The organism is Paenarthrobacter sp. CC6, assembly GCF_040560085.1.
Taxonomy (GTDB): domain Bacteria; phylum Actinomycetota; class Actinomycetes; order Actinomycetales; family Micrococcaceae; genus Arthrobacter; species Arthrobacter nicotinovorans.
Map to the genome: position 1 here is coordinate 1 of NZ_JARDAN010000035.1, position 20,850 is coordinate 20,850.

Annotated in this window: 19 protein-coding genes; 10 read left to right on the forward strand and 9 right to left on the reverse strand. The window is 64.3% G+C overall.

Annotation, left to right across the window (positions count from 1 at the left end; all coding sequences use genetic code 11):
- The 5 genes from PV760_RS21000 to PV760_RS21020 all read right to left on the reverse strand — a co-directional run.
- Positions 1–263, reverse strand: a 263-nt coding sequence (locus tag PV760_RS21000; protein ID WP_354628625.1) for a hypothetical protein, incomplete at its 3' end; no start/stop codon positions are given.
- Positions 264–310: 47 nt separating this feature from the next.
- Positions 311–949, reverse strand: a complete 639-nt coding sequence (locus PV760_RS21005) for a DUF6318 family protein (RefSeq protein WP_354628626.1) — start codon at positions 947–949, stop codon at positions 311–313.
- Positions 950–1,162: 213 nt separating this feature from the next.
- Positions 1,163–1,540: an RNA-binding S4 domain-containing protein gene (locus tag PV760_RS21010; RefSeq protein ID WP_018779945.1), complete on the reverse strand. Its 378-nt coding sequence runs from the start codon at positions 1,538–1,540 to the stop codon at positions 1,163–1,165.
- Positions 1,541–1,688: 148 nt separating this feature from the next.
- Positions 1,689–2,792: a sulfite oxidase gene (locus PV760_RS21015; RefSeq protein WP_354628627.1), complete on the reverse strand. Its 1,104-nt coding sequence runs from the start codon at positions 2,790–2,792 to the stop codon at positions 1,689–1,691.
- Between the two features lie 163 nt (positions 2,793–2,955).
- Entirely contained in the window at positions 2,956–3,990 is a 1,035-nt protein-coding gene (locus PV760_RS21020; RefSeq protein WP_018779943.1) for an aldo/keto reductase, read from the reverse strand.
- A 277-nt stretch (positions 3,991–4,267) separates the two neighbouring features.
- Here PV760_RS21020 and PV760_RS21025 point away from each other — a divergent pair, with 277 nt between their 5' ends.
- Complete coding sequence (locus tag PV760_RS21025) at positions 4,268–4,759, forward strand: flavin reductase family protein (RefSeq protein ID WP_018779942.1); 492 nt, start codon at positions 4,268–4,270, stop codon at positions 4,757–4,759.
- A gap of 14 nt (positions 4,760–4,773) precedes the next feature.
- Here PV760_RS21025 and PV760_RS21030 read toward each other — a convergent pair whose 3' ends face one another.
- On the reverse strand, positions 4,774–5,529 hold the full coding sequence (locus PV760_RS21030) for a hypothetical protein (RefSeq protein WP_354628628.1): 756 nt from the start codon (positions 5,527–5,529) through the stop codon (positions 4,774–4,776).
- A 185-nt stretch (positions 5,530–5,714) separates the two neighbouring features.
- Here PV760_RS21030 and PV760_RS21035 point away from each other — a divergent pair, with 185 nt between their 5' ends.
- A complete protein-coding gene (locus PV760_RS21035) occupies positions 5,715–6,122 on the forward strand; it encodes a YchJ family protein (RefSeq protein ID WP_064723863.1) in 408 nt (135 codons plus the stop codon).
- Between the two features lies 1 nt (position 6,123).
- Here the strand turns inward: PV760_RS21035 and PV760_RS21040 are convergent, their stop codons facing one another.
- Positions 6,124–8,088 (reverse strand): acyl-CoA dehydrogenase family protein, encoded by a 1,965-nt coding sequence (locus tag PV760_RS21040; protein WP_354628629.1) that lies wholly within the window; start codon positions 8,086–8,088, stop codon positions 6,124–6,126.
- A gap of 62 nt (positions 8,089–8,150) precedes the next feature.
- The gene (locus PV760_RS21045; RefSeq protein ID WP_018779938.1) at positions 8,151–8,453 is read right to left on the reverse strand and encodes a hypothetical protein; all 303 of its coding nucleotides are present in this window, start codon (positions 8,451–8,453) and stop codon (positions 8,151–8,153) included.
- Positions 8,454–8,744: 291 nt separating this feature from the next.
- Between PV760_RS21045 and PV760_RS21050 the strand changes: the two genes are divergently transcribed.
- Genes PV760_RS21050 through PV760_RS21060 form a run of 3 tightly spaced genes read left to right on the forward strand, consistent with a single transcriptional unit; the run spans position 8,745 to position 14,543 of the window.
- Positions 8,745–10,202, forward strand: a complete 1,458-nt coding sequence (locus PV760_RS21050) for a DUF3375 family protein (RefSeq protein ID WP_026267467.1) — start codon at positions 8,745–8,747, stop codon at positions 10,200–10,202.
- Positions 10,195–11,073 (forward strand): DUF4194 domain-containing protein, encoded by an 879-nt coding sequence (locus tag PV760_RS21055; RefSeq protein WP_354628630.1) that lies wholly within the window; start codon positions 10,195–10,197, stop codon positions 11,071–11,073. The genes PV760_RS21050 and PV760_RS21055 overlap by 8 nt, the downstream gene beginning before the upstream one ends.
- A complete protein-coding gene (locus PV760_RS21060; RefSeq protein ID WP_189076741.1) occupies positions 11,070–14,543 on the forward strand; it encodes an ATP-binding protein in 3,474 nt (1,157 codons plus the stop codon). The genes PV760_RS21055 and PV760_RS21060 overlap by 4 nt, the downstream gene beginning before the upstream one ends.
- Before the next feature lie 77 nt (positions 14,544–14,620).
- Here the strand turns inward: PV760_RS21060 and PV760_RS21065 are convergent, their stop codons facing one another.
- Positions 14,621–15,121, reverse strand: a complete 501-nt coding sequence (locus PV760_RS21065; RefSeq protein ID WP_354628631.1) for an FBP domain-containing protein — start codon at positions 15,119–15,121, stop codon at positions 14,621–14,623.
- A gap of 430 nt (positions 15,122–15,551) precedes the next feature.
- On the opposite strand from PV760_RS21065, the gene PV760_RS21070 reads away from it, so the two are divergent.
- The 5 genes from PV760_RS21070 to PV760_RS21090 all read left to right on the forward strand — a co-directional run bounded on the left by PV760_RS21070 (position 15,552) and on the right by PV760_RS21090 (position 20,727).
- The gene (locus tag PV760_RS21070) at positions 15,552–16,622 is read left to right on the forward strand and encodes an iron-siderophore ABC transporter substrate-binding protein (protein WP_354628632.1); all 1,071 of its coding nucleotides are present in this window, start codon (positions 15,552–15,554) and stop codon (positions 16,620–16,622) included.
- Between the two features lie 5 nt (positions 16,623–16,627).
- On the forward strand, positions 16,628–17,743 hold the full coding sequence (locus tag PV760_RS21075; RefSeq protein WP_079582524.1) for a FecCD family ABC transporter permease: 1,116 nt from the start codon (positions 16,628–16,630) through the stop codon (positions 17,741–17,743).
- Positions 17,744–17,865: 122 nt separating this feature from the next.
- Positions 17,866–18,849 carry a FecCD family ABC transporter permease gene (locus PV760_RS21080; RefSeq protein ID WP_227453738.1) on the forward strand — a complete coding sequence of 328 codons (984 nt, stop codon included), beginning with the start codon at positions 17,866–17,868 and terminating at the stop codon, positions 18,847–18,849.
- 1 nt (position 18,850) lies between these two features.
- The gene (locus PV760_RS21085; RefSeq protein ID WP_354628633.1) at positions 18,851–19,675 is read left to right on the forward strand and encodes an ABC transporter ATP-binding protein; all 825 of its coding nucleotides are present in this window, start codon (positions 18,851–18,853) and stop codon (positions 19,673–19,675) included.
- Complete coding sequence (locus PV760_RS21090) at positions 19,672–20,727, forward strand: siderophore-interacting protein (RefSeq protein WP_018779928.1); 1,056 nt, start codon at positions 19,672–19,674, stop codon at positions 20,725–20,727. Before PV760_RS21085 ends, PV760_RS21090 begins: the two co-directional genes overlap by 4 nt.
- Positions 20,728–20,850: the final 123 nt, after the last annotated feature.

Here is a 20,850-nt window from a genome sequence, read left to right on the forward strand (position 1 = left end):
TCAAGGGTCAGGCAGCCCATTTCGCGTGCGCCGGGGCCGCCGAGAGTGCAGCGAAAGTCCGGCTTATATTGGTAGGGATCTTCGGTGGTTGGGAAAGCGCCGGGTATGGGTGTGGATTTACCAGTTTCGGGATGAAACTCCCAGACAGCGCCCACGAATGCTGAACCTTCTTGAAAGCCGGCGTCAGGAGGAGCAACCGTATTCGAGATGTTCACTGTCCCCAGCCCAGGCAAGATCGTCGAAGCCGGCCAGTTCAGGGGCATCAGAAATATGTAGGCTGCCCAAGCCGTGTACCTGGCCCAACGGGTCTTCATCGAATAATGCCCACGTCAGTGATGAGCCAAGCTCCCTGGCGGTATTCAGCAAAGAAAGCGGCGGCGTCATTCGTAGATGCAGTGAATTCCCGACTTTCGGATCCGGTCTCTTCGAAGTAGCGAATCTCTTGCTGAATCACTTGCAACTTGCCTTGCTGGGTCGATACGGCGGGATCCCACGCGACTTCTATGACAGGGGTTCGAATTGTTCCCCCGGTAAGCCAGCGCTCCTCTGCGTAATTGGCTTCGATGGACTCTGCCAGGTGCTGGCAGAGCGCACAGGCACTGGACGACAGCTCCAAGGACTTCGTGGAATTACCGGTCTCATATGCGTAGCTAAGTTCCTGAAACCAGTACCGAATAAACGCCTCCAGTCCCGCCTTGGAGTTTTCCTTCGCCAGCTCGGGCATCACAGGCACCGGTACGTTCTGGGCTTTCCCCTTCGCATCCGCCGGTTTGTAGGCCCCGGAAGAAGACGGAGCAGCCGAAGCAGCGGGTGACGAAGCGCTTGAGGTGGGCGACGCCGTCGTCGAGCTTGTCTCCGAAGAGCCCGTACCTGGCGACCCGCCCTGGCAACCACTCAGAAGCACCGCCGCCAGGATGGACAACAAAGCGGCAGACGAAAGGCGTGACATGACAAGCTCCCCAACAGCTGTTCGACGGTGTGGCGGCCAGTCTAAGCAGCGTGCGCGGGGGGACTCACGTCAGAGAAATGGTGCTGTGGATAAGTGCCAGGTAATTTCTGCTGGATGATCGGGACGTCGATTTCGCAAAAGGCTTGGAAATCCGCGGTTTCTGGCCGGCGCCCAGCCTGATGATCCAGCAAATTTGCGTGGTACACCGCAAGGTCAGCCCCGCAGCTTCTCCATGTCCCTGCGGTCCTTCTTGGTGGGCCGGCCGGCTCCGCGGTCGCGCTGGGGGAGTCCAAGCTTCGGAGCGACGGGCCTCGGCGGAGTGTGGTCGGTGAAACAATGCGACGCGGCCTCGGCTCCTACGCGTTTGGCGATGAGTCGTCGCACTTCAAGGATCCGTTCCCAGCCGGATTCCCGGACCCGGATGGTGTCGCCGATGATCACGCTTTGCGATGCCTTGACCGGGTTCCCGTTGATCCGGATGTGCCCGGCACGGCAGGCGGCTGTGGCGGCGGAGCGGGTTTTGTAGGCTCGGATCGCCCACAACCAGGCATCAACGCGGACGTTTGCTGGGGATGACGACGGAATACTCATGATCTGAACGAGTCTAACCGGGCGTCACGTGCACGACGAGAACGCTGGAAGAAGTCCTAAACGCGGGAAAGGTGCCGGGTTCGCTGGAACGCTCCGGCGAACTCGCACCGTCGCGGCGTTCTCAGGGGCGCCAGGGAACCGAAAGCAACTACCGCACCGTCACCTCAACCCGCTGCGCCATGTTGTTCCCGATGCCCTGATAGTTCCACACCTGCTCGGTAGGCTGCAGCGCGCCTGAGGTATCCATGGCCCGGCACCGCAGTACATGCTCGCCCGGACTGGCCACCCACACCATGGACCACGACCGCCACGCGAAGTCCCCCAGCGCCGGATCCAAGTGCGCAGGCATCCATTCGCCGTCGATCCCCACTTCCACCCGCTCCACTTCACCGTGTCCGGACCATGCACGGCCGTGCAGCATTACCGGGCCGGCGTTTACGATCCGTCGCCGGGTGAAGAATTCCGGGATCCCCGGCGGCACCATCAGGGAGCGCACGCGGATATGGGTAACAGGAATGCCGGGCCCATCCGGACCCTGCAGATAGTGATAGGCCACGGACTGCTGCCATCCCATGAACCGCGACGTCACTGCTTCGATCGACGTCAACCACTTCACACTCGCCATCCCGTACCAGCCAGGGACCAGGAGCCTCAACGGGAATCCGTGCTGCAGTGGTAAGGGCTGGCCATTCATGGCATAGACCAGCATCACTTCGGGGTGCATGGCCTCGGCGACAGAAAGACTGCGGGCATAAGGCTCTTCGACGCCGCCTTGGACACCGTTGTCGGCACCGGTAAAAACAAGTTCGACGGCGTCACCCGCCAACCCTGCCTCCTCCAGCAGGGGTGCCAATGGAGTTCCGGTCCACTCGGCTGTGCCCACCGCGCCAAGCACCCATGGCTGGCTCAAGGGGCGGGGTTCCAGAAGCGAGCGGCCGTTTCCCGCGCATTCGAGAGTGACGGGCATGGTGACAGCCGGCCGCGCTTTGATGTCCTCGAGGCTGAGTTCAAGCGTGTGGTCGACAGCGCCGCCCAGTCGCAACCGCCACGTCTCAGGTGACAGATGCGGGATGTCGAAGTGGATCAGCAGGTAGTGCAGGCCGGCCGGAGTGATGTCATCGTGCAGGGCCTCCAACGGCATCGAATGGTTCCGCCCGGAAAGCTGCAACTCTTCGTGGGTCAGGGGTCCATCGGTGGGCTGCCCGGTGACGACGGCTTTCGTGGCCCGTTGTTTGAGGTGATCGTTGGACATGGGACGGCGGCGTTCTACTGGAAGCTAAACGCTGCGGAGTGCCGCAGCACTTAGGACAAGGATCACGCCGGGGCGAACCTGCGTCAATACCTCGTTGCGAGGCCCGCTCTGCGCGCTAAAACAGGCGCAAAGAACGCAGAGTAGGCCCCACAACGGAAGGTGGCTACCGGCGTCGTAGTTCCGGGTACTCAAGGTGCGGGGCCACGGTGCCGGCGTCGCGTTCGAGGAAGTTGACCGCGGGCGCCACGATGTCGTCGATTTCATCCAGAACGGACTCGCTCAGCACCACGTCCGCGGCTTTCAGGTAATCGGTCAGGTGCTCCTCGGTGCGGGGGCCGATGATCACGCTGGTCACTGCGGGGTGGTTCAGGGCAAAGGCGACTGCCAACTGGATGAGCGTCAATCCGTGGCGTGCCGCGAGTTGGGCCAGGGCGTCCGCGGCGTGCAATTTGCCTTGGTTGAACGGCGCGTTCACATCGAAGCGGCCCGGAAGTGCGGAAAAACGCGAACTCTCGGGTTGCCCGGCCCCGACCCGGTAACCGCCTGCCAGCCACCCGCCGTCGAGGGGTCCGTAGCTCAAGACCCCGACGCCGTACTGCTGGGTGATGGGGAAGACGTCGCGTTCGTTGGCACGCACCAGAAGCGAATAGGGCACTTGGTCCACGACCGGCGGGGTCAAGTGGTTGGTGTTGGCGATCCACTGGGCCTCAACGAGTTGGGCCGGGCTGAACACGGACGTGCCGTAGTAGAGGATCTTGCCCTGGCGGATGAGGTCGTTGAGGGCAGTGATGGTTTCCAGGAGGTCGGTGTTGTAGTCCGGGCGGTGTGCCTGGTAGAGGTCGATCCTGTCCGTGTTCAGACGCCGCAAGCTGTCCTCGACAGCCCGGACAATCCAGCGGCGGGAGTTGCCGGCGTGCGCGGGGTTGGATCCCATTTGCCCGTGGAACTTGGTGGCGAGGAAGACGTCGTCGCGCCGGCTGTGGATCGCCTGGCCCACCACGGTTTCGGATTCCCCTTGAGAGTAGATGTCTGCAGTGTCGATGCTGGTGATACCGGCGTCGAGCGCGGCCTTGATGATCCGGATGCTCTCTGCGGGACCTGTGGGCGCGGCACCGGTGCCGAAGTTCAGGGTGCCCAGGGTGAGCGGGCTGATCAGGGCGCCAGTGCGTCCAAGCGTTCGTAGCTCGTTGAGGCTCATGTCGGCTTCCTGTGGATGGATAGTGCTGGGTCGACGCCTGGGTCAGCGGCGTGGACGGGATGTTCAATCGAGGCTACACACGGCCGCCGGAGGCATAAACGCAAATGGTAGAAGTTCTTCGTTTTTCGTCTTGCGGGGTAATGGAAGAGGCCTTACTTCGCGACATTTCTTGACACACGGCAACACAAATGTCTTGCGGATCAACAAATATTGCCGTTCTTCCAAGCGGGTGAATTATGGGAAAGGAACTTAGGAAACGCACGAAAGGGACAGCGGGATGACACAGACCACAGTGGAAGAAACGGCGGCCATCAAGGCGGCTTTTGCGCAGTTCCCCTCCGGAGTTGCCGCCTTCAGCGCGATGGTGGATTTCACGCCGGAAGCGCTGGTGGCGTCGTCCTTCACCGTGGGCGTTTCACTGGAGCCGCCGCTGGTCATGTTCGCAGTGCAGAACTCGTCCACAACGTGGCCCAAACTGCGCCAGGCCCAGCGGCTTGGCGTCTCGGTCCTGGCTGAGGGGCAGGAAGCTGCCTGCCTCCAGCTCTCGTCCAAAACGAGGGACCGCTTCGCCGGGCTGGACACGAGTGTCAGCGACTCGGGCGCGGTGCTGATCGATGGGGCCGTGTTGGGTTTCGAATGCGAAATAGTTTCAGAAACGCCCGCCGGGGATCACGCGATCGTGGTTCTTGAGGTCAAGGCAACCACCGTCAACCTCGAGTCCAAGCCGCTGATCTACCATGGTGCAGCGTTCCGTCAGTTGGCCGCTTAGCCCGGCACGCCGAGCTAGGAGTTTCGGGCAGCGCCGCTGAGGGATCCCTTTTTGGTGGGGCCTTGGGATTTCCCCTTCGGGGGCGTCCCGGGGCCCTGCTTCTTTGGCGGGTTGACCGGTGCCGGGCTCTTTGACGACGGCGTGGGCTCGTCGAGGTCGCGGACCGTCACTTTGATGGGCGGTGGCTGCTGGGCCTTGGCCCGTTCGGCCTCGCGTCGGTCGGCTTCAGCAACCGCATCCGCCCAGTCCTTCGACAGGACCGGCGGTTCCTTGGCAGCGGCCACGACGATCGGGTGGTGCGCAGTCTGGTGCTCGACGGCGGACTTGACCTCGGCCGGTTTGGGCAGCTTCCGCGGGTCCACCTTTGATTTCCAAGCGCCGTCCTTGACGGCGGCCGACGCACCTGAGATCCGGCGTCGGGTCACTCCGAGCAAGTCCCGCTTGGGCGCAGCGGGAGGCGCCGCGGCAACCGGCGCCGCGATCGGCGCCGCAACAAGGGCCGATTCCTCAGCTGCGCCGTCAACTGCGTCCGCGCCGACGACCGGTTCCGGCACGTACCCGGGCCGAGCGGGAAGGTGCACGATGGGAGTGGTGTCCTTCTTGGGGAAGACGCCAATCAACGCCAGGAGGATGACAGACACCAGCCGTCCCACTCCGGCAACCACCAGAGTGATGATGACAATCAACCCGAGGCCGAGGAACATCAGCAGAGCCAGGCCCAGCGTCCCCAAATACGTCAGGTTGATGGCGAGTGTTGTCGGATCCTCCACGTAGCCTCCCCTGGCTGTCGTTTTGTGATGCGCGCATTGCCCACCCAGCTTGCTTATCTAGCGTAAGGTCCCGCACCGACGGAATCACGCGCCGCAGCCCACTCTGGCAGGGTTGTTTCGAACCTGTTATCTCGCATGCGAAAATATGTTGCCCAGCTCTCATTTACAGCCCAGATTGGCGCGTCGTGACCCCTGACCACACCCGGCTCCGCAACGGTGCCTGCCCCTGCCTTTCCGGCGAGCAATACGACGAATGCTGCGGCCGGTTCCATCGCGGGGAGGCCGAGGCGCCCACCGCAGAGCAACTCATGCGGTCCCGGTATTCGGCCTTCGTGGTCCTTGAGCCCGGGTATCTGTTGCGGACGTGGCATTCCTCCACCCGCCCGGATTCCATGGACCTGGACCCGGACCTGCAGTGGCGCAGGTTGGACATCCTTTCCACGAGCAACGGCGGCCCGCTCGACTCGGCGGGCACCGTTGAGTTCGCGGCGCACTACAGGTCCGACGGCGAACGCGGCGTCCAGCGTGAACTCTCCCGTTTCGTGCGGGAAGGCAAGCGTTGGTACTACGTGGACGGGGACGTGCTCCAATAGCTCACCGGTATTTGCGGTGGAGGGTTTCCTTGGTCGAGGGGCCGGGGGAGGCGTCGCCGATCCAGGGGCCCGTTCCTTCGGACTGGTCCAGGATTCCGGCCTCCAGCCAGGCATAGTCGCCGTCGAGGACTTTCCGCGAGAGGTCGTGGTCGCCGTCGTCGGTGTTGCGCCAAAGCTGGTCGAAGTACTCATCCACCCGAACACGGGCCTGTTCGCAGAAGGCTTCAGCCAGCTCGAAGGCAGCCGCGCCCTGTTCCGGGCGGGTCCGCAACAGCGACTCGGCGCGTGAACAGCACGCGGCCATGGCGAACAGCTCGGCCCCGATGTCCACGATCCTGCCCAGGAACGCCTGCTTGTGCTCAAGCTTGGCCTGCCAGCGTCCCATCCCGTAGAAGGTCTGCCGGGCGAGGCGGCGCGAGGAGCGTTCAACAAAGCGCAACTGCTTGGCGAGCCGCCCGAACTCGGCGTACGACCGAGGGTCCATCCCGGCGCCCGCAACCAGTTTGGGCAACCAGCGGGCGTAGAAGCCGGAGGCCCCAACGGCGGCCTTCGCCTTGTCTTGCAGGCTCGCGTCCGCCGAGGCGAGGTCGCCGGCGGCGGCGAGGTGTGCGTCCACTGCCTCGCGCGCGATCAGGAGTTTCATGATTTCGCTGGAACCCTCGAAGATCCTGTTGATGCGAAGATCCCGGAGGAGTTGTTCGGCCGGCACTGCCCGTTCCCCGCGGGCTTCCAGGGAATCGGCGGTTTCGAAGCCGCGGCCGCCACGGATCTGCACCAGTTCATCGGCGATCCTGCAGCTCAATTCGGTGGACCACAGTTTGGCCAGCGCGGCCTCGATGCGGACGTCTTTTTGGCCGGCGTCGGCCATCTCGGCGGAGAGCTCAAACACGGCCTCCAGCGCAAAAGTGGTGGCTGCGATGAAGGCGATCTTCTTGCCCACGGCCTCGTGCTTGCCCACTGGGCGGCCCCACTGCGTCCGGGCGTTGGACCACTCCCGGGAAATCTTCAGGCTCCACTTTCCGGCAGCGACGCAGAGACCGGGGATGGAAAGTCGCCCCGTGTTGAGGGTGGTGAGGGCGATCTTGAGCCCCTGGCCCTCCCGCCCGAGCCGGTTTGCGGCCGGCACCCGCACCTGGTGGAAGCGCGTCACGCCATTCTCGATGCCACGCAGGCCCATGAAGGCATTCCGGTTCTCCACCGTGATGCCGGGCGAGTCCATCTCCACCACAAAAGCGGAAATGCCGCCCTTGTGCTCGGTTCCATCAGGATCGGTGTGGGCCGGGACCCTGGCCATGACCACAACGAGTTCAGCGATCACGCCGTTGGTGGTCCAGAGCTTCACGCCGTCCAGAAGGTAAGAACCGCCGTCGTCGGAAAGTACGGCAGTGGCGCCCATGCGCGCGGGGTCGCTGCCGACGTCGGGTTCTGTCAGGAGGAACGCCGTGATGGCGCCGGCGGCGCAGCGCGGCAGGTATTCCTTCTTCTGCTCCGGCGTGCCGAACTCCTTGACGGGCTCGGGGACGCCGATTGATTGGTGGGCGGAAATCAGCGCACCCAGGCTCGGATGGACTGAACCCAGGAGGGCGAGGGCCCGGCCGTAGTACACCAGGGAAAGGCCCAGTCCGCCGTATTCGCGTGGAATCTTCATGCCGAACACGCCAAGCTCAGCGAGCCGGGCCAGATACTCGTCCGGAATCCTGGCGTCGCGTTCGATCTGCCGGCCGGACATTGTTTTGGCAAACGCCAGCAACCGGGCCATGAACTCCTCGCCCCGTTCCACGTCGTCCGCTTTGGCTTGTGGCCAGGGGTGGATCAGGCTGAGGTCGAAGCTGCCCAGATACAGGCCTTTGGCGAAGCTTGGCCGGTTCCATTCAGTTTCGCGGGCAGCCTCGGCGACGGCGCGGGCTTCCTCTGCTGTGGCATTGACGCTTGCGGCGGTGAGACTGCTGTCTGTAGCGGACGTCATGGGAAAACTCCTCTAGCCGGTTGTGCCGGATGGAGCCAGGGTCCGCCGTGGGTGGGAACCCTTCAGCTGTCCCTCAATGCTACCCGCGGGTAGCTACCCGTGCCAGAGGAAACCTGGGGCTGGAATTCCGCCGGAATTTCCACCTGTCCGGCGTGGTGGACCAGGCTGTCCCAGGCAAAATTAATGCCGTGGACAAGGCCACCAAGGACGGCTTTGACGATGTACCAGGCCGTCCCCATGGCTCCGATCAGGACGATCGTTGCCATTGCTGCGGCCGCAATGAATGCGGCCAGGATTACAGCGAAGAACAGCGTTCCAATAACTACGTATGTGCCTGTTTCCAGCGCAGTGAAATCGAAATCCATGGTTCCCCCCGGAGCGACATTGCGTGAGTCGACGCGGCGTGGCGGCGTCGATGATCTGACATTAGGGGCGGGGGTGCTTTCCGGCCAGTGCTGACGCGCGTCATTGCGGCGTTGATATGCGATCGAAACCGTACCGGAGCGTAAGTCACGGAATGATTGCGGCCGGCCTGCGTTGAAGCCCCCGACGGCGGTACTTCCGGCCCGCTCGACGCCTCCGCGACGCTCTGCGTTAACCTTGTACGGGGCAGTTTCCGCTGCCAGCCAGGTTTCGCAGCAGCTGAAGGAGAGTAGTTGTCCCGTTCAGCCATGTCCTCCGCCGACGCAATCGGCGCGAGGCTCCGCGACCTCGAACAGCTGACCAAGGGTCCCGCGTGGGCCCTGACGCGCTCGGCGCCGTGGGTCATCGCTGTCCTCCAGGCCTCCTTTACCCGCACCAGGCCGCAGCTTCCGCTCGAAGAATTCCACGCCGACGTCGACGCTTTCCTAGAGCAGCTCCGGCGCCAGGATCCCGCGCTTGGCGGCCAGCAGAACGGCAAGTTGTTCGGTGACGAATGGACGCGCAAGCAGTTCCTGACGCGACGCAACCAGTCGGGCCGGATCGTGTACGAGGTCACCGAGCCCGCAGCGCGTGTGCTCGCTTTCCTCGACAGCCTCTCCAGCGAACGTTCCACACTGAACGGTTCGAGGCTCGGCACGCTGCTCGGCGACGTGGAGAAGCTGGCCAACGAAACAAACCCGGACCAGAGCGCGCGCCTGGAGGCCCTGGAAGAGGAAATCCACGAGCGCCAGCAGCTGGTGGAGGACATCAGTTCCGGCGAATTCGACGGCCTCCTTGACGACGAAGAAGCCGTTGAAGCTGCCGGTAACATCCTTGACCTCGCCGCAAGCCTGCCCGCGGACTACAAGAAAATGCGTGACCGTATCGAGGAACTGGTGGGGGAGCTCCGCAACCAGATCATCGAAGAGTCGTTGAGCAAGGGCGCAACCATGGCCCAGGTTCTGGAGGCCGACAAACGGCTTCGGCAAAGCCCCGAAGGACGTACTTTCCGCTCCTTCACCGCCTTCCTTGAGGATCCGCAACAGCAGCTGCGTTTCCGCTCGGCCATCGGCGAGGTGCTGAGCAGGCAGTTTGCGGACGATCTCTCCCACGAGGACCGCGAAACGCTGAAAAACCTCGTCGCGGAACTGCGGTACCAGCACAGCCAGATCCAGCGGATTTACGGAAAGCTCTCGGAAAGCCTCAACACCTATATCCAGAGCGACGACGTCCGGCAGTCGGTTAGTCTCCGCAAAGTGCTGGCCGAAGCCGAACAGGCCATCCGTTCCCTGCCCTACGAACGCGACCGGCCCGGCCTGGTGCCTGGACCTGTGCTCTTCAACGCCGGTTTCGAGTCCTTGGCCATGGTCAAGCTGTTCGACCCGGACGAGTTCGCCACGCCCCCGCGCCTGGCCGACCCCATAGCGTTCAGCGACTCGGACAGGGTCCGTTCGGCCCGCACCGGAAAAGCGCGCCCCGATGTTGTGCGGGCGGCCATGGCGGGCTCGGCCACGTTGGGTGAGGCCTGGGAAAACCTGCCCGCGGAAGAACGGCACATCAACAGCGTCCGGACCCTCCTGTCCATGGCATTGCAGACCGGCGCGGCTTTCGACCGCGCCGCCTGGGAACACATCGACTTCGAACAAATCGACGGCAGCATCCGCACCGCGTACCTGCCTGTCGTCACGCTGAATGAGGATTCCAATGACTGAGGACATCACGACGGACATCACCGAAGCGGAGGACGTCACCGTTGCGGAGGACGTCACCGTTGCGGAGCAGGACACCGTTGAGGTGCCCGATGAGACCGCCCAGCACCCGGACCCGTTCCGGATCACGCCGCGGGACACTTTCGTGGACGGTGCCGCGCTCTTCCCCGGCGACACCGGCGTGCTCCCGATGAAAGTCCGCCATGCCCTGGTGAAGCTCCTTAAAGGTCCCTACGTTGATGGTGCCCGCGACGAGAAGCTGTGGACGACCCTCCTGGACAACCAGCTGATTCTCCGGAGCCGCCTCTCTGAACTCTTCCTGACGCTCCAGTTGGACCACGACCGCAAGATCGCTGTCCTGCGACCCGTTGATCCGGAAATCATCGGGGCGAGCTCCCGCTCCAGCATCCTCCGCCAGCAACGTGCTTTGAGCCGCGTCGAAACCATCGTGCTGCTCCGGCTGCGCCTCCTCCTGGACCGCCACGTCACAGCCCAGACCGACCCCACGATCACCCGCGAAGAGATCTCCGACCTCGTAGCGAATTACACCCCCGCCGGCCAACAGGATGCCCTGCGCGACTCCGACGTGGTCACCCGCACCATCACCAAACTCCTCGCCCGGCAACTTCTCCTCCCCACCCCGCTGGATGACACGTACACCATCAGCAACGCCCTCCCATTGGCCCTCCCCTTCGAAAACATCGGCGACATCCCGGCCCACATAGAGGCCCTCGTGGCAGTAGCAGCGGACGAATCCGGCACGGAGCCTTTGCTGGATATGGAAGCTGACTCCAGCCCCACTTCCGAAGACGGGGACGACGACGCCGGTACCGCCGCGGACAGTGACCCAGCAGCAGAGGAGGCAGCCAAGTGACCATCGCAAGCATGCTCCCGCTCGGCGAGCTCACGAATCCGGGCCAGATGCGTTTGGCCCTCGTCCAGGTGGTCAACTGGGGCACCTTCCATGGCGCCCACACCATGCACGTGGACCGCAAGGGCACGCTGCTGACCGGCAATTCCGGTGTCGGCAAGTCCACACTCTTTGATGCCATGCTCCGCGTTTTCGATGCCCGCCCGCGGTCGAACGAGGCTGCTGCCCAGCGGTCCGGCGGGGCTGTGGAGGACAAGAGGACCACGTTCACCTACATGCGCGGCAAGGTCGGTGACAAGGCGGTCGGGGATAGTTCGGCCAGTGCCTTCCAGCGCCCCGGTGCCACCTGGTCCGCCGTCGCGCTGACGTTTGATAACGCAGCCGGCACCAAAGTGACGGTGTCGGCGCTGTTCGACCTGCCGAAAAACGGCACGGAGTCGAGCGTTGGGCGTTTCTATGTGATCGACAGCAAGCCCCTGGACCTCGAAGCGATCGAGGGGATCGCGCAGAAGCGGTTTACCAGGAGTGCCTTGGAGTCGATCTTCCCGGACGGTCAGGTGTTCGACGTCCACAAGGCGTTCGCCGAGCGGTTCCGGCGGCTCCTGGGTATCAACTCGGACCAGGCGCTTCCGCTGCTGCGCGTTATCCAGGCCGGCAAGGGCTTGGGCGGCAGCGTCAACACATTCTTCCGGGACCAGGTGCTGGATGCCCCGGCCACGCTGGCTGCGGCGGACGACGTCGTGGAGGAATTCAGCAACCTGATGTCGATCCGGCAGCGGCTGGAGGATGTCCGGCTGCAGCGCGACCAGTTGGCTCCGGTGCCGGGCCTGAACAAGGAATACGCCCAGGCCTTGTTGGACGCCAACCGCCTCCGTGAGTTGGCCGGCGAAGAGTTTGAAGCTTACAAGCAGCAGCTCGCTGTCACGGTGCACGCCAAGACGTTGGCCCGCTTCAAGGAGTTGGCACAGTCCAAGGCGCAGGAACTCGCCGCCGAGCGTGTGGTCCGCGATGCCCTGGCCAAGGAGTTGCGCGACCTTGAGCTGGACTACAACAACCGCGGTGGCAACGCCATTTCGGCCATTGAGCAGTCGTTGGAGAACGCCAAGGTTGGCCTGAAGCTGCGCCAGCAGGTTGAGGACTCGGCCAGGAAGGCGCTGGCCGACGCCGGGTTGAACCTGGAATGGTCCGCCGAGGGCTGGGACCAGGCGCACGAGCAGGCCGCCGCCCGTTCGATTGAGTTGAAAGACGATTCGGAGGCCTTGAAAGAACTCCGTTTCGAGGCGTTCGATGGCCACGCGACCAAGAAGCGTGAGCTGGCTGCGGCCCAGCAGGAACTGTTGTCGCTGCGGTCGCGCAAGTCCCTGCTGCCGCCGTCGAGCATTGAAAACCGGGCCGCCATCGCCGCCGCGACGGGCGTACCGGAGGAGCGGATGCCGTTTGGCGGCGAGCTGATCGACCTCGCCGAGGGGCAGGACCAGTGGCGGCCCGCGGCGGAGCGGGCCCTGCGCAACCTGGCCACCACCTTGCTGGTTCCTGGGGAGCACTTTGCTGCCGTCACGCGATACCTGAACGACAACACTGTTCGGGGCGCGCTGCGCGCGGTGGACGTCTCCAAGCCGCTTGCCGGTGGGGCGCTGGCTGTGGAGGACGTGTCCGACGGCGACCTCTTGACGAAGTTGAGCATCCTCACCTCGGGCGCAAACGCCGACGCCGGGGAATGGATCCGTGAGCGGATCGCCTTGGACTTTGCGTATCCGTGTGTCGAGGACCCGGACGAGCTTGCCTCGATGGACAAGGGCCTGAGCCTGGGCGGCGTTGTGAAGCGGAACCGGCACACCGTTGAGAAGGACGACCGATTCACCAGCCGGCAGGATTACGTCCTCGGCTTCGATAACGCTTCCAAGCTTGAGCTCGTCGCTGCCCGCGTGGGCGAGCTGGAGAATGAGCTGGCCAAGGCTGCCGAACTGGCCCAAAGCCGTGAGGATTCGCACCAAGGCATGGCCCGCCAACTGGAAGCCCTGCGGCGCGTGGCTGAAGACGAGCGGCCGTGGGAGCAGGTTTCAGCTGCCGTTGCCGCGGACGAGCTGGCACGGATAGAGCAACGGCTGGTGGATGCTTTGGCCGCCCAGGCGGACCTCGAGCCGTTGCGTGCCAACATCGAAGCCGTCAGGGAAAAGCACCAGTCCTCCACAGGGGTGGCGGCTGTGCTGCAGAGCGAATACAAAGCGCTCGACCACAAGATGACCACGGCTGACGGGCTGCTGGATGCGGCGAGGCTCAAGCTTGAGCAGTCACCGCCGTCGGCCTCCACCGTCACCGCGCTGGAACCGTACTTCGACGGCGTCGCGGACGTCTCCGAACTGTATGAGCTGGACAACCTGGCCAACAGCGTCCGGAACAAACTCCTGGACGAGTTGCACGCGGCCGAATCCCGGAGCCAGGCGACTGCCGAACGCCTGACGCGCATGTTCGAAGCGTTCGTCCGCGATTGGGGGAGCGCCATCAGCGCCGACCACGGCACCTCAATTGGTGCCGCAGGCGACTTCGAAGCCCGCTACCACGCGATCGTGAGCGATGGCCTGCCCGCACAGGAGGCCGAGTTCAGGCTGTTCTTCAACCAACGCACGCACGAGTCGTTCAGTACTCTCCTGCACCTTCTCGATGAGGAACGGCGCAGCATCACCAGCCGCATCCTCCCTCTCAACGGCATCTTGTCCGAGGTCAATTTCCACGAGGGAAGCTTCCTGGAACTGGACATCAAGCAGACGCTGCCGGCAACGGCCAAGGTCTTCAAGGACGCCATCCAGAACGCTTTGAAAACCAAACACACACGGCCCTCGCGCGGCGCTTCGGCCGCTGGTTCCGCCGAAACGGACGACGACGCCGAGCTCACCGCCCGGTATAAATCGCTGGAAACGCTGGTGAAGCGGCTCGGATCGCAAACGCCGGAGGATCGACGTTGGCGTGCCGAAGTGCTGGACGTCCGCGGACACGTCTTCATCCAGTGCAAGGAACACCGCGAGGTGGCAAAGCAAGGGAAGGCCGGCGCATCCAAAACCGGCAAGAAGAAAACCGAAGTCTTCATGCACGCCGACACCGGCTCCATGTCAGGCGGTGAGCGCCAACGGTTCACGGCCTTCATCATGGCTGCTGCATTGAGCTACCAGTTGGGCATCGCCGAGCAGGGCTTCACCACCTACGGCACCGTGATGATGGACGAAGCGTTCGTGCTGGCCTCGGAGGAGTTCGCGGGTGCGGGCATCAAGGCACTCCACGAATTCGGCTTCCAGCTGTTGCTGGCCGCGCCCGAAAACGTCATTGACCTGTCACGGCACCTCGGCTCCGTCACGGAGATCCTGCGGGACAAGCGGACCAACCGCTCGGGCGTCCTCACGGCTCCCGTTATCGCAGGGCCGGGTGAGCCCGGCGCATGGCGATCCGAAGCCAACCCGGTGGACATCGTCCTCCGCTAGAAAGCAACGCGGGGTCACTTATGGCCCTTTGGGAGGCCCTTTATGGGCCAAAAGTGACCCCGCGTTGCTCCAGGGCGCTACTTTGACACGTCGCGGACCCGGTCCAGGAACTGTTCCATCCTGGACTCCAAGCCTGCGATTTGCCGAACCACGACGACGGCCGGGTCCGGGTTGATCTCATTGGCCGGTGGTTCCTTGCGCACGTTGGCGCTGCAACCGAATTCGGCGCAGATCAGGGTGCCCACGGTGTTCCCGTCCTTGCCGGACTGTCCGGCCTTCTTGGCAACCCAGAGGTAGACGTCGTCCTTGGAGAAGACGTCCCGGCACAGTTCGCACAGCACCACACGCTTCTTGCCGGAGCCTCCCTCGGGGGCGCGGAGCATGACCCCCGTGAGTTTGCCCCGGTGGGGGACCACCAGGTACCCGCGCTGGGGCATCTTCTCATCGCGCCATCCCAGGAATTCGAGCTTGTCCCAGTCGATGGTGTCGAAATCGCGGGGAAGATTGGCCTTTGCTGCCTCGGAGCGGCTGGCGTTGATGAAGGATGAACGGATCTGTTGGGCAGTAATTTTCTGCATGGCAAAGCTTCTTTCGAAAAGTGGTCGACGTCCGCGTGCCTGGGCGTGCCTCTGCCGGCACGGCCACGGGCAGTGTTGCGGGGTGGCAGGAGTCGTCGGTCACCAAACGAGGAAATGGCAAGGCAAGGAAAGTGCCCTGCGGCCGGGTTTTGCTGTGCCCGGAAACCTAGAGAGATGCCGACGTGCAGGGGAGTGCCAAGCAGGCCAAAACGGCCACCTCGCCAACCATGGCTGCAGCAACTGAAACAGTGCGCACGCTCATCCCCTCGTCGTTTTCCAGGAAGCGGTGTTCCGCCATCGACCATCCTAACCCCAATCAAAAGCAGCCCGCATTGCCCAGGCGTGGAGATTAGGTGACGCAAACGTTTCGTAATTATCGGGAGGGTAGGCTAGCCTTACTTAGGTTCGCATCACTTACCTAAGGAGTACCGTGGTATCCCTTCTCCCACGCCGCGCCCTGCTGAAAACAGCAGGAACCGCGACGGCCGCCCTGGCCGCCGTCGCCCTTTCCCTCACTGGCTGCTCCACAGGACCGGCCACGTCGACGCCGGCAACCGAGCAGGCCGAGTCCGCCGCGTTCCCCGTGACCATCAAGAACGTCTTCGGTGAGACCACCATCAAGGAACAGCCCAAGCGCGTAGTCACCGTCTCGTGGGTCAACGACGACGTCGCACTCGCCCTGGGTGTTGTTCCGGTTGGCGTTCCCAAGAACGAGTGGGGCAACAACGACAAGGGCTCCACCCCGTGGAAGGACGCAGCGCTGGAGAAGCTCGGCGCCGGCTTCGGCACCGACAAGGCTCCCGTGCAGTACTCCGAGGCAGACGGCATCAACTTCACCGAGATCGCCAAGCTCAACCCGGACGTCATCCTGGCTGCCTACTCGGGCCTGGAAGAGGCTGACTACAAGAAGCTCAGCGAAATCGCCCCCGTCGTGGCGCAGCCGGAACTGGCCTACGGTACGCCGTGGCAGGAAAGCACCACCATCATCGGCAAGGCGCTGGGCAAGGAAGCCGAAGCCAAGAAGCTGGTCGAAGACACCGAAGCCACCATCAAGGACAAGGTTTCCAAGTACCCGCAGATCAAGGACAAGACCTTCATTTACGGCAACCTCGAGCCCGCCAAGGGTGACGGCGCCAACGTCTACACCGCCATCGACAACCGCCCCCGGTTCCTCTCCGAAATCGGCATGAAGCTGGCCCCCGTCGTTACGGAAAACACCAAGTCGAACACGGAATTCTTCATCCCGTGGTCCGCGGAAAAGGCCAACGAGCTTGATTCCGACATCTTCGTGACCTGGGTTCCCGAGGCTGCAACGGCCGACGCCATCAAGGCCGACCCGCTGCTGGGCCAGATCCCGGCCATCAAGAAGGGCGCACTGGTTGCCGATTCGGACCAGACCCTGACGCTCTCCATCTCCGCTTCCTCGCCGCTGAGCCTGCCGTGGGCACTGGATACGTTCCTGCCGCAGCTGGGTAAGGCCGCAGAAGCCGCAGGCAAGTAACTGCAATGAAACTGAGTACGACGACGGCCGTCCAGGGGCGGGGCAGCGGCAGCATGGTGCCGGCTGGCCCGGGAGGCATCTCCCCTGACGCTTCGGCATCCGGTAGGGGAACCGGGGCCCGGAGCGCAGCAGGCAAGCGCACCGCCTGGCTGCTGCTGGCCGTCGTCGTACTCGCCGCAGTAAGTGCCGCATCGTTGGCGATCGGCGCGCGCGGCCTTCCCCTCACCACGGTGTGGGAGGCCCTCACCAACTTCAATCCGACTGACGGCAACCACGCTGTGGTGATCGCCCGGATTCCCCGCACCGTCCTGGGCCTCCTCGCCGGCGCTGCACTTGGCCTCGCCGGGGCTGCCATGCAGGGCGTCGCCCGCAACCCGCTGGCCGACCCGGGGATCCTTGGTCTCAACGCCGGCGCGGCCTTGTCCGTGGTTGTTGGCATCTACGTCTTTGGCATCGGCTCACTGACCGGCTACATCTGGTTCGCTTTCATCGGAGCCGCGGCAGCCGCCGTCGTCGTTTATGCCATAGCGTCCCGGGGGCGCGACGGCGCGACGCCGGTCAAGCTCGCCTTGGCGGGTGCGGCGCTGAGCGCGGGTCTGTTCTCCCTGATGAACGTCATTCTTGTCTCCAGCCAGGACACCCTGGACCGTTTCCGTTTCTGGCAGGTGGGCAGCATCGGCGGGCGGGACTGGTCCGTGCTGCTGCCTGCGCTGCCGTTCCTGGCTGTTGGCGCGGTCATCGTCCTGGGCGGCGGGCGCGTCCTGAACAGCCTGGCCCTGGGCGATGACATTGCCCGCGGCCTGGGCCAGAACGTCGGACTCGCGCGCGGGATCACGGCACTGGGCATCGTGCTGTTGTGTGGTTCGGCGACTGCGTTGGCCGGCCCCATCGGCTTCCTTGGCCTGGTGATCCCCCACGCCGTCCGGCTGCTGACCGGCCCGGATTACCGGTGGATCCTGCCGTTTTCCCTGGTCTCGGCTCCCATCCTGCTCATCACCGCCGACATCATCGGCCGCGTGATCCTCCTCCCGGGCGAAGTTCCGGCAGGCATCATGACCGCGATCGTTGGAGCGCCGGTGTTCGTTTGGCTGATTCGCCGTGGGAAGGGGGCCGGACTGTGACGGTCCTTAAATCCGCGCCCGAGACGGCACTTAATGCCAATAATTCCCCCAAACACCCTCATCATCTGCCACTTCGGCGCGTGCTGAGCCCCACCTTCTTCCTGGGCCTCGCGCTGCTGGTGATGTTCGCCGTGTACGTGCTCCTGGGCAGCTACACCGTGACCATCCCCGACTTCTTCACCATCGTCATCAACCATCTGACCGGCGGCGAAAAGATCCCGGGCGCCAGCTTCATCGTGATGGAACACAAACTGCCCCGCGCTGTGGTGGGAACGATGATCGGCCTCGCTTTCGGGCTCGCCGGCGCGCTTTTCCAGACCATGCTGCGCAACCCGCTGGCCAGCCCGGACATCATCGGCATCAGCTACGGTGCCAGCGCCGCGGCAGTGACGGCCATCGTGATCTTCGGCGCATCCGGGGCTGTCGTCTCCGGGGCAGCCCTCGGCGGCGCACTGGGTGTCGCGGCCATCATCTACGCGATCTCCCGCGGCACCGGCTCCGGCGCGGGCGGGGGCAGCCGGGGCAACGCTGCAGGCAACCGCCTCATCCTGGCCGGCGTGGGCATCGCCGCAGCACTCCACGCGGTGGTCAACTTCCTCATGACCCGTGCGGATATCCGGACTGCCGCCGACGCCCTCATCTGGCTCAACGGCTCGCTGAACTCAGCCACCTGGGACCGGGCCGGTGTTCTGGGGGTCTCCTTGCTTGTCTTGTTGCCGGCCGTCGTGGTCCTCGCCGGACCGTTGCGCATCCTTGAACTGGGCGACGACGCTGCCGCCGGCCTGGGAATCAGGGTCAATGCCGCGCGGCTGGGACTCGTGCTGACCGCCGTCGGACTTGCCGCCGTCGCCACTGCCGCCGCCGGTCCGGTAGCCTTCGTCGCGTTCCTCGCCGGGCCGATCGCCCGCCGCATCGTGCGCAAACCCAGCCTTCCGGCGTCGGCCCTCACCGGCGCGCTGATCGTGCTGCTGGCCGACTTCTTCGCCTCCAACATTGCTCCGGTCGTCCTGGACGGAACCGTCCTCCCGGTCGGCGTCATCACCGGTGCGCTCGGTGCACCCTTCCTGCTGTGGCTTCTGGTCACGTCCAACCGAAAGGAAGCCTGACATGGCCATCCTTAATGCCAAGGACCTCACGCTCCAGTACGAGCAGCGCAAGGTGGTGGAGGGGCTCTCCACCGAGATTCCCGAGGGCAAAGTGACCATGATCGTCGGCGCCAACGCCTGCGGCAAATCCACGCTCCTGCGCGGCTTGTCGCGGTTGCTCAAGCCGGCCGGCGGTGCAGTGACGCTCGACGGCAAGGACATCCACACCCGTCCGGCCCGCGAACTGGCCCGCACGCTGGGCCTCCTGCCGCAGCACCCTGCCGCTCCGGACGGCATCACCGTGCGCGACCTCGTGGGCCGCGGCCGCTACCCGCACCAAGGTTTCTTCCGCAGCTGGAGCGCCGCCGACGACGCCGCGGTGCAGCGCGCGCTCGAAGCCACCGATACCCTTGGACTCGCTGAGCGGAGCATCGACGAACTGTCCGGCGGCCAGCGCCAGAGGGTCTGGATTGCTATGGCCTTGGCGCAGGAAACCGACGTCCTGCTGCTGGACGAGCCCACCACCTACCTGGACCTCGCGCATCAGGTGGAAGTCCTCGACCTCATCACGGACCTCAACCGCCGCCGCGCGACCACTGTGGCGATCGTGCTCCATGACTTGAACCTGGCAGCGCGCTACGCAGACCACGTCATCGCCATGAAGGGCGGGTGCATCGTGGCTGAAGGGCCCGCCATCGACGTGGTCACGGAAGAACTCGTCTTCAACGTTTTCGGCCTGGAGTCCCGGGTGGTTCCGGACCCCATCTCAGGCACACCACTGATCGTTCCCATTGGACGGCACCACGCAAGCCCCGCTGTAAGCAACGAATTGGAGATCGCCTCATGAGTGCACAACCGACACAGGCCAAAGCAAGCGCCGCCGTGGAGCCCATGACCCTCGCCTTCGACGTCACCGTGACGGCAGTGCAGGAACTGAGCCCCAATTTCCGCCGGATCACGTTCGGCGGCTACTCGCTGCGCGACTTCGGCGTCGCGGGCGACACCCTGGACCTGCGCGTGAAGCTGATGATTCCGTCCTTTGACGCAGACGGCAATGTCATTCCGTTGCCCCCCTTCAAAATGGAAGAGGCCGGCTGGTACCAGGAATGGCTGGCGATGGACCCGTCCGTCCGTGGGGACATGCGGACTTACACCGTCCGCTCCGAACGGCTCGACGCCGTGTACCCCGAAATCGACATCGACTTCGTCATGCACTTCGACGACGCCGGGCACGGCGGACCTGCGGCCAACTGGGCGCTTGCTGCGAAACCGGGCGACGCACTGACCATCATCGGTCCCAACAACAGGGCTGCACAGTGCGCCACCGCCGGCGCCTACGGTGGCATTGAATGGCGGCCGGGACTGGCGCAGCGCGTACTCCTGGCCGGCGACGAAACCGCAGTGCCCGCCATCAGCGCCATCCTGGAAAGCCTGCCCGCCGACATGACCGGACATGCCTTCCTCGAGGTGCCCGAAGCCGGCGATTTCCAGGACATCAGCACCGCCGCCGACATCGAAATCACCTGGCTTGCCCGCGGCGCAGCCATCGGACGCTCCCGTCCCCACGGCGAACTCCTCAAGGAAGCCGTGGCCAAGGCAGTTCCCGTCCCGGGTTGGGTGGGCATCAAGGGTTCCGGAACCGCAGCAGGTCCTGAGCCCGAAGACGTCAACGTGGACCAGGACATTCTTTGGGAAACCCCGCAGCGCATGGACGCGGCAGCCATCGAAGCCACCAAGAACCCGACACTGCCCGCAGGCGCCTTGCCGTTCTACGCCTGGATTGCCGGCGAAGCGTTCGTGATCAAGGAAATGCGGCGCTACCTGGTGCGGGACGTTGGCATTGACCGCAAGCAGGTTGCGTTCATGGGCTACTGGCGTCGCGGCAAGGCGGAGGGCTGAGCCCCTGCTGCATCGTTGAGTCCGCCGAAGCGCCGGTTTTGCCGTCGCTTAGACACAACCCATAGGTGGCGTTCCGGTCGCTAAGCGACCTCCTCGCCACGATGGGCCGCGATGCGCTCCTTC

Excerpts from the sequence above, each read along its gene's own strand:
- PV760_RS21005 (WP_354628626.1), bottom strand. The coding sequence starts at position 949 with ATGTCACGCCTTTCGTCTGCCGCTTTGTTGTCCATCCTGGCGGCGGTG.
- PV760_RS21010 (WP_018779945.1), bottom strand. The coding sequence starts at position 1,540 with ATGAGTATTCCGTCGTCATCCCCAGCAAACGTCCGCGTTGATGCCTGG.
- PV760_RS21015 (WP_354628627.1), bottom strand. The coding sequence starts at position 2,792 with ATGTCCAACGATCACCTCAAACAACGGGCCACGAAAGCCGTCGTCACC.
- PV760_RS21020 (WP_018779943.1), bottom strand. The coding sequence starts at position 3,990 with ATGAGCCTCAACGAGCTACGAACGCTTGGACGCACTGGCGCCCTGATC.
- PV760_RS21025 (WP_018779942.1), top strand. The coding sequence starts at position 4,268 with ATGACACAGACCACAGTGGAAGAAACGGCGGCCATCAAGGCGGCTTTT.
- PV760_RS21040 (WP_354628629.1), bottom strand. The coding sequence starts at position 8,088 with ATGACGTCCGCTACAGACAGCAGTCTCACCGCCGCAAGCGTCAATGCC.
- PV760_RS21045 (WP_018779938.1), bottom strand. The coding sequence starts at position 8,453 with ATGGATTTCGATTTCACTGCGCTGGAAACAGGCACATACGTAGTTATT.
- PV760_RS21055 (WP_354628630.1), top strand. The coding sequence starts at position 10,195 with ATGACTGAGGACATCACGACGGACATCACCGAAGCGGAGGACGTCACC.
- PV760_RS21065 (WP_354628631.1), bottom strand. The coding sequence starts at position 15,121 with ATGCAGAAAATTACTGCCCAACAGATCCGTTCATCCTTCATCAACGCC.
- PV760_RS21075 (WP_079582524.1), top strand. The coding sequence starts at position 16,628 with ATGAAACTGAGTACGACGACGGCCGTCCAGGGGCGGGGCAGCGGCAGC.
- PV760_RS21080 (WP_227453738.1), top strand. The coding sequence starts at position 17,866 with ATGTTCGCCGTGTACGTGCTCCTGGGCAGCTACACCGTGACCATCCCC.
- PV760_RS21085 (WP_354628633.1), top strand. The coding sequence starts at position 18,851 with ATGGCCATCCTTAATGCCAAGGACCTCACGCTCCAGTACGAGCAGCGC.
- PV760_RS21090 (WP_018779928.1), top strand. The coding sequence starts at position 19,672 with ATGAGTGCACAACCGACACAGGCCAAAGCAAGCGCCGCCGTGGAGCCC.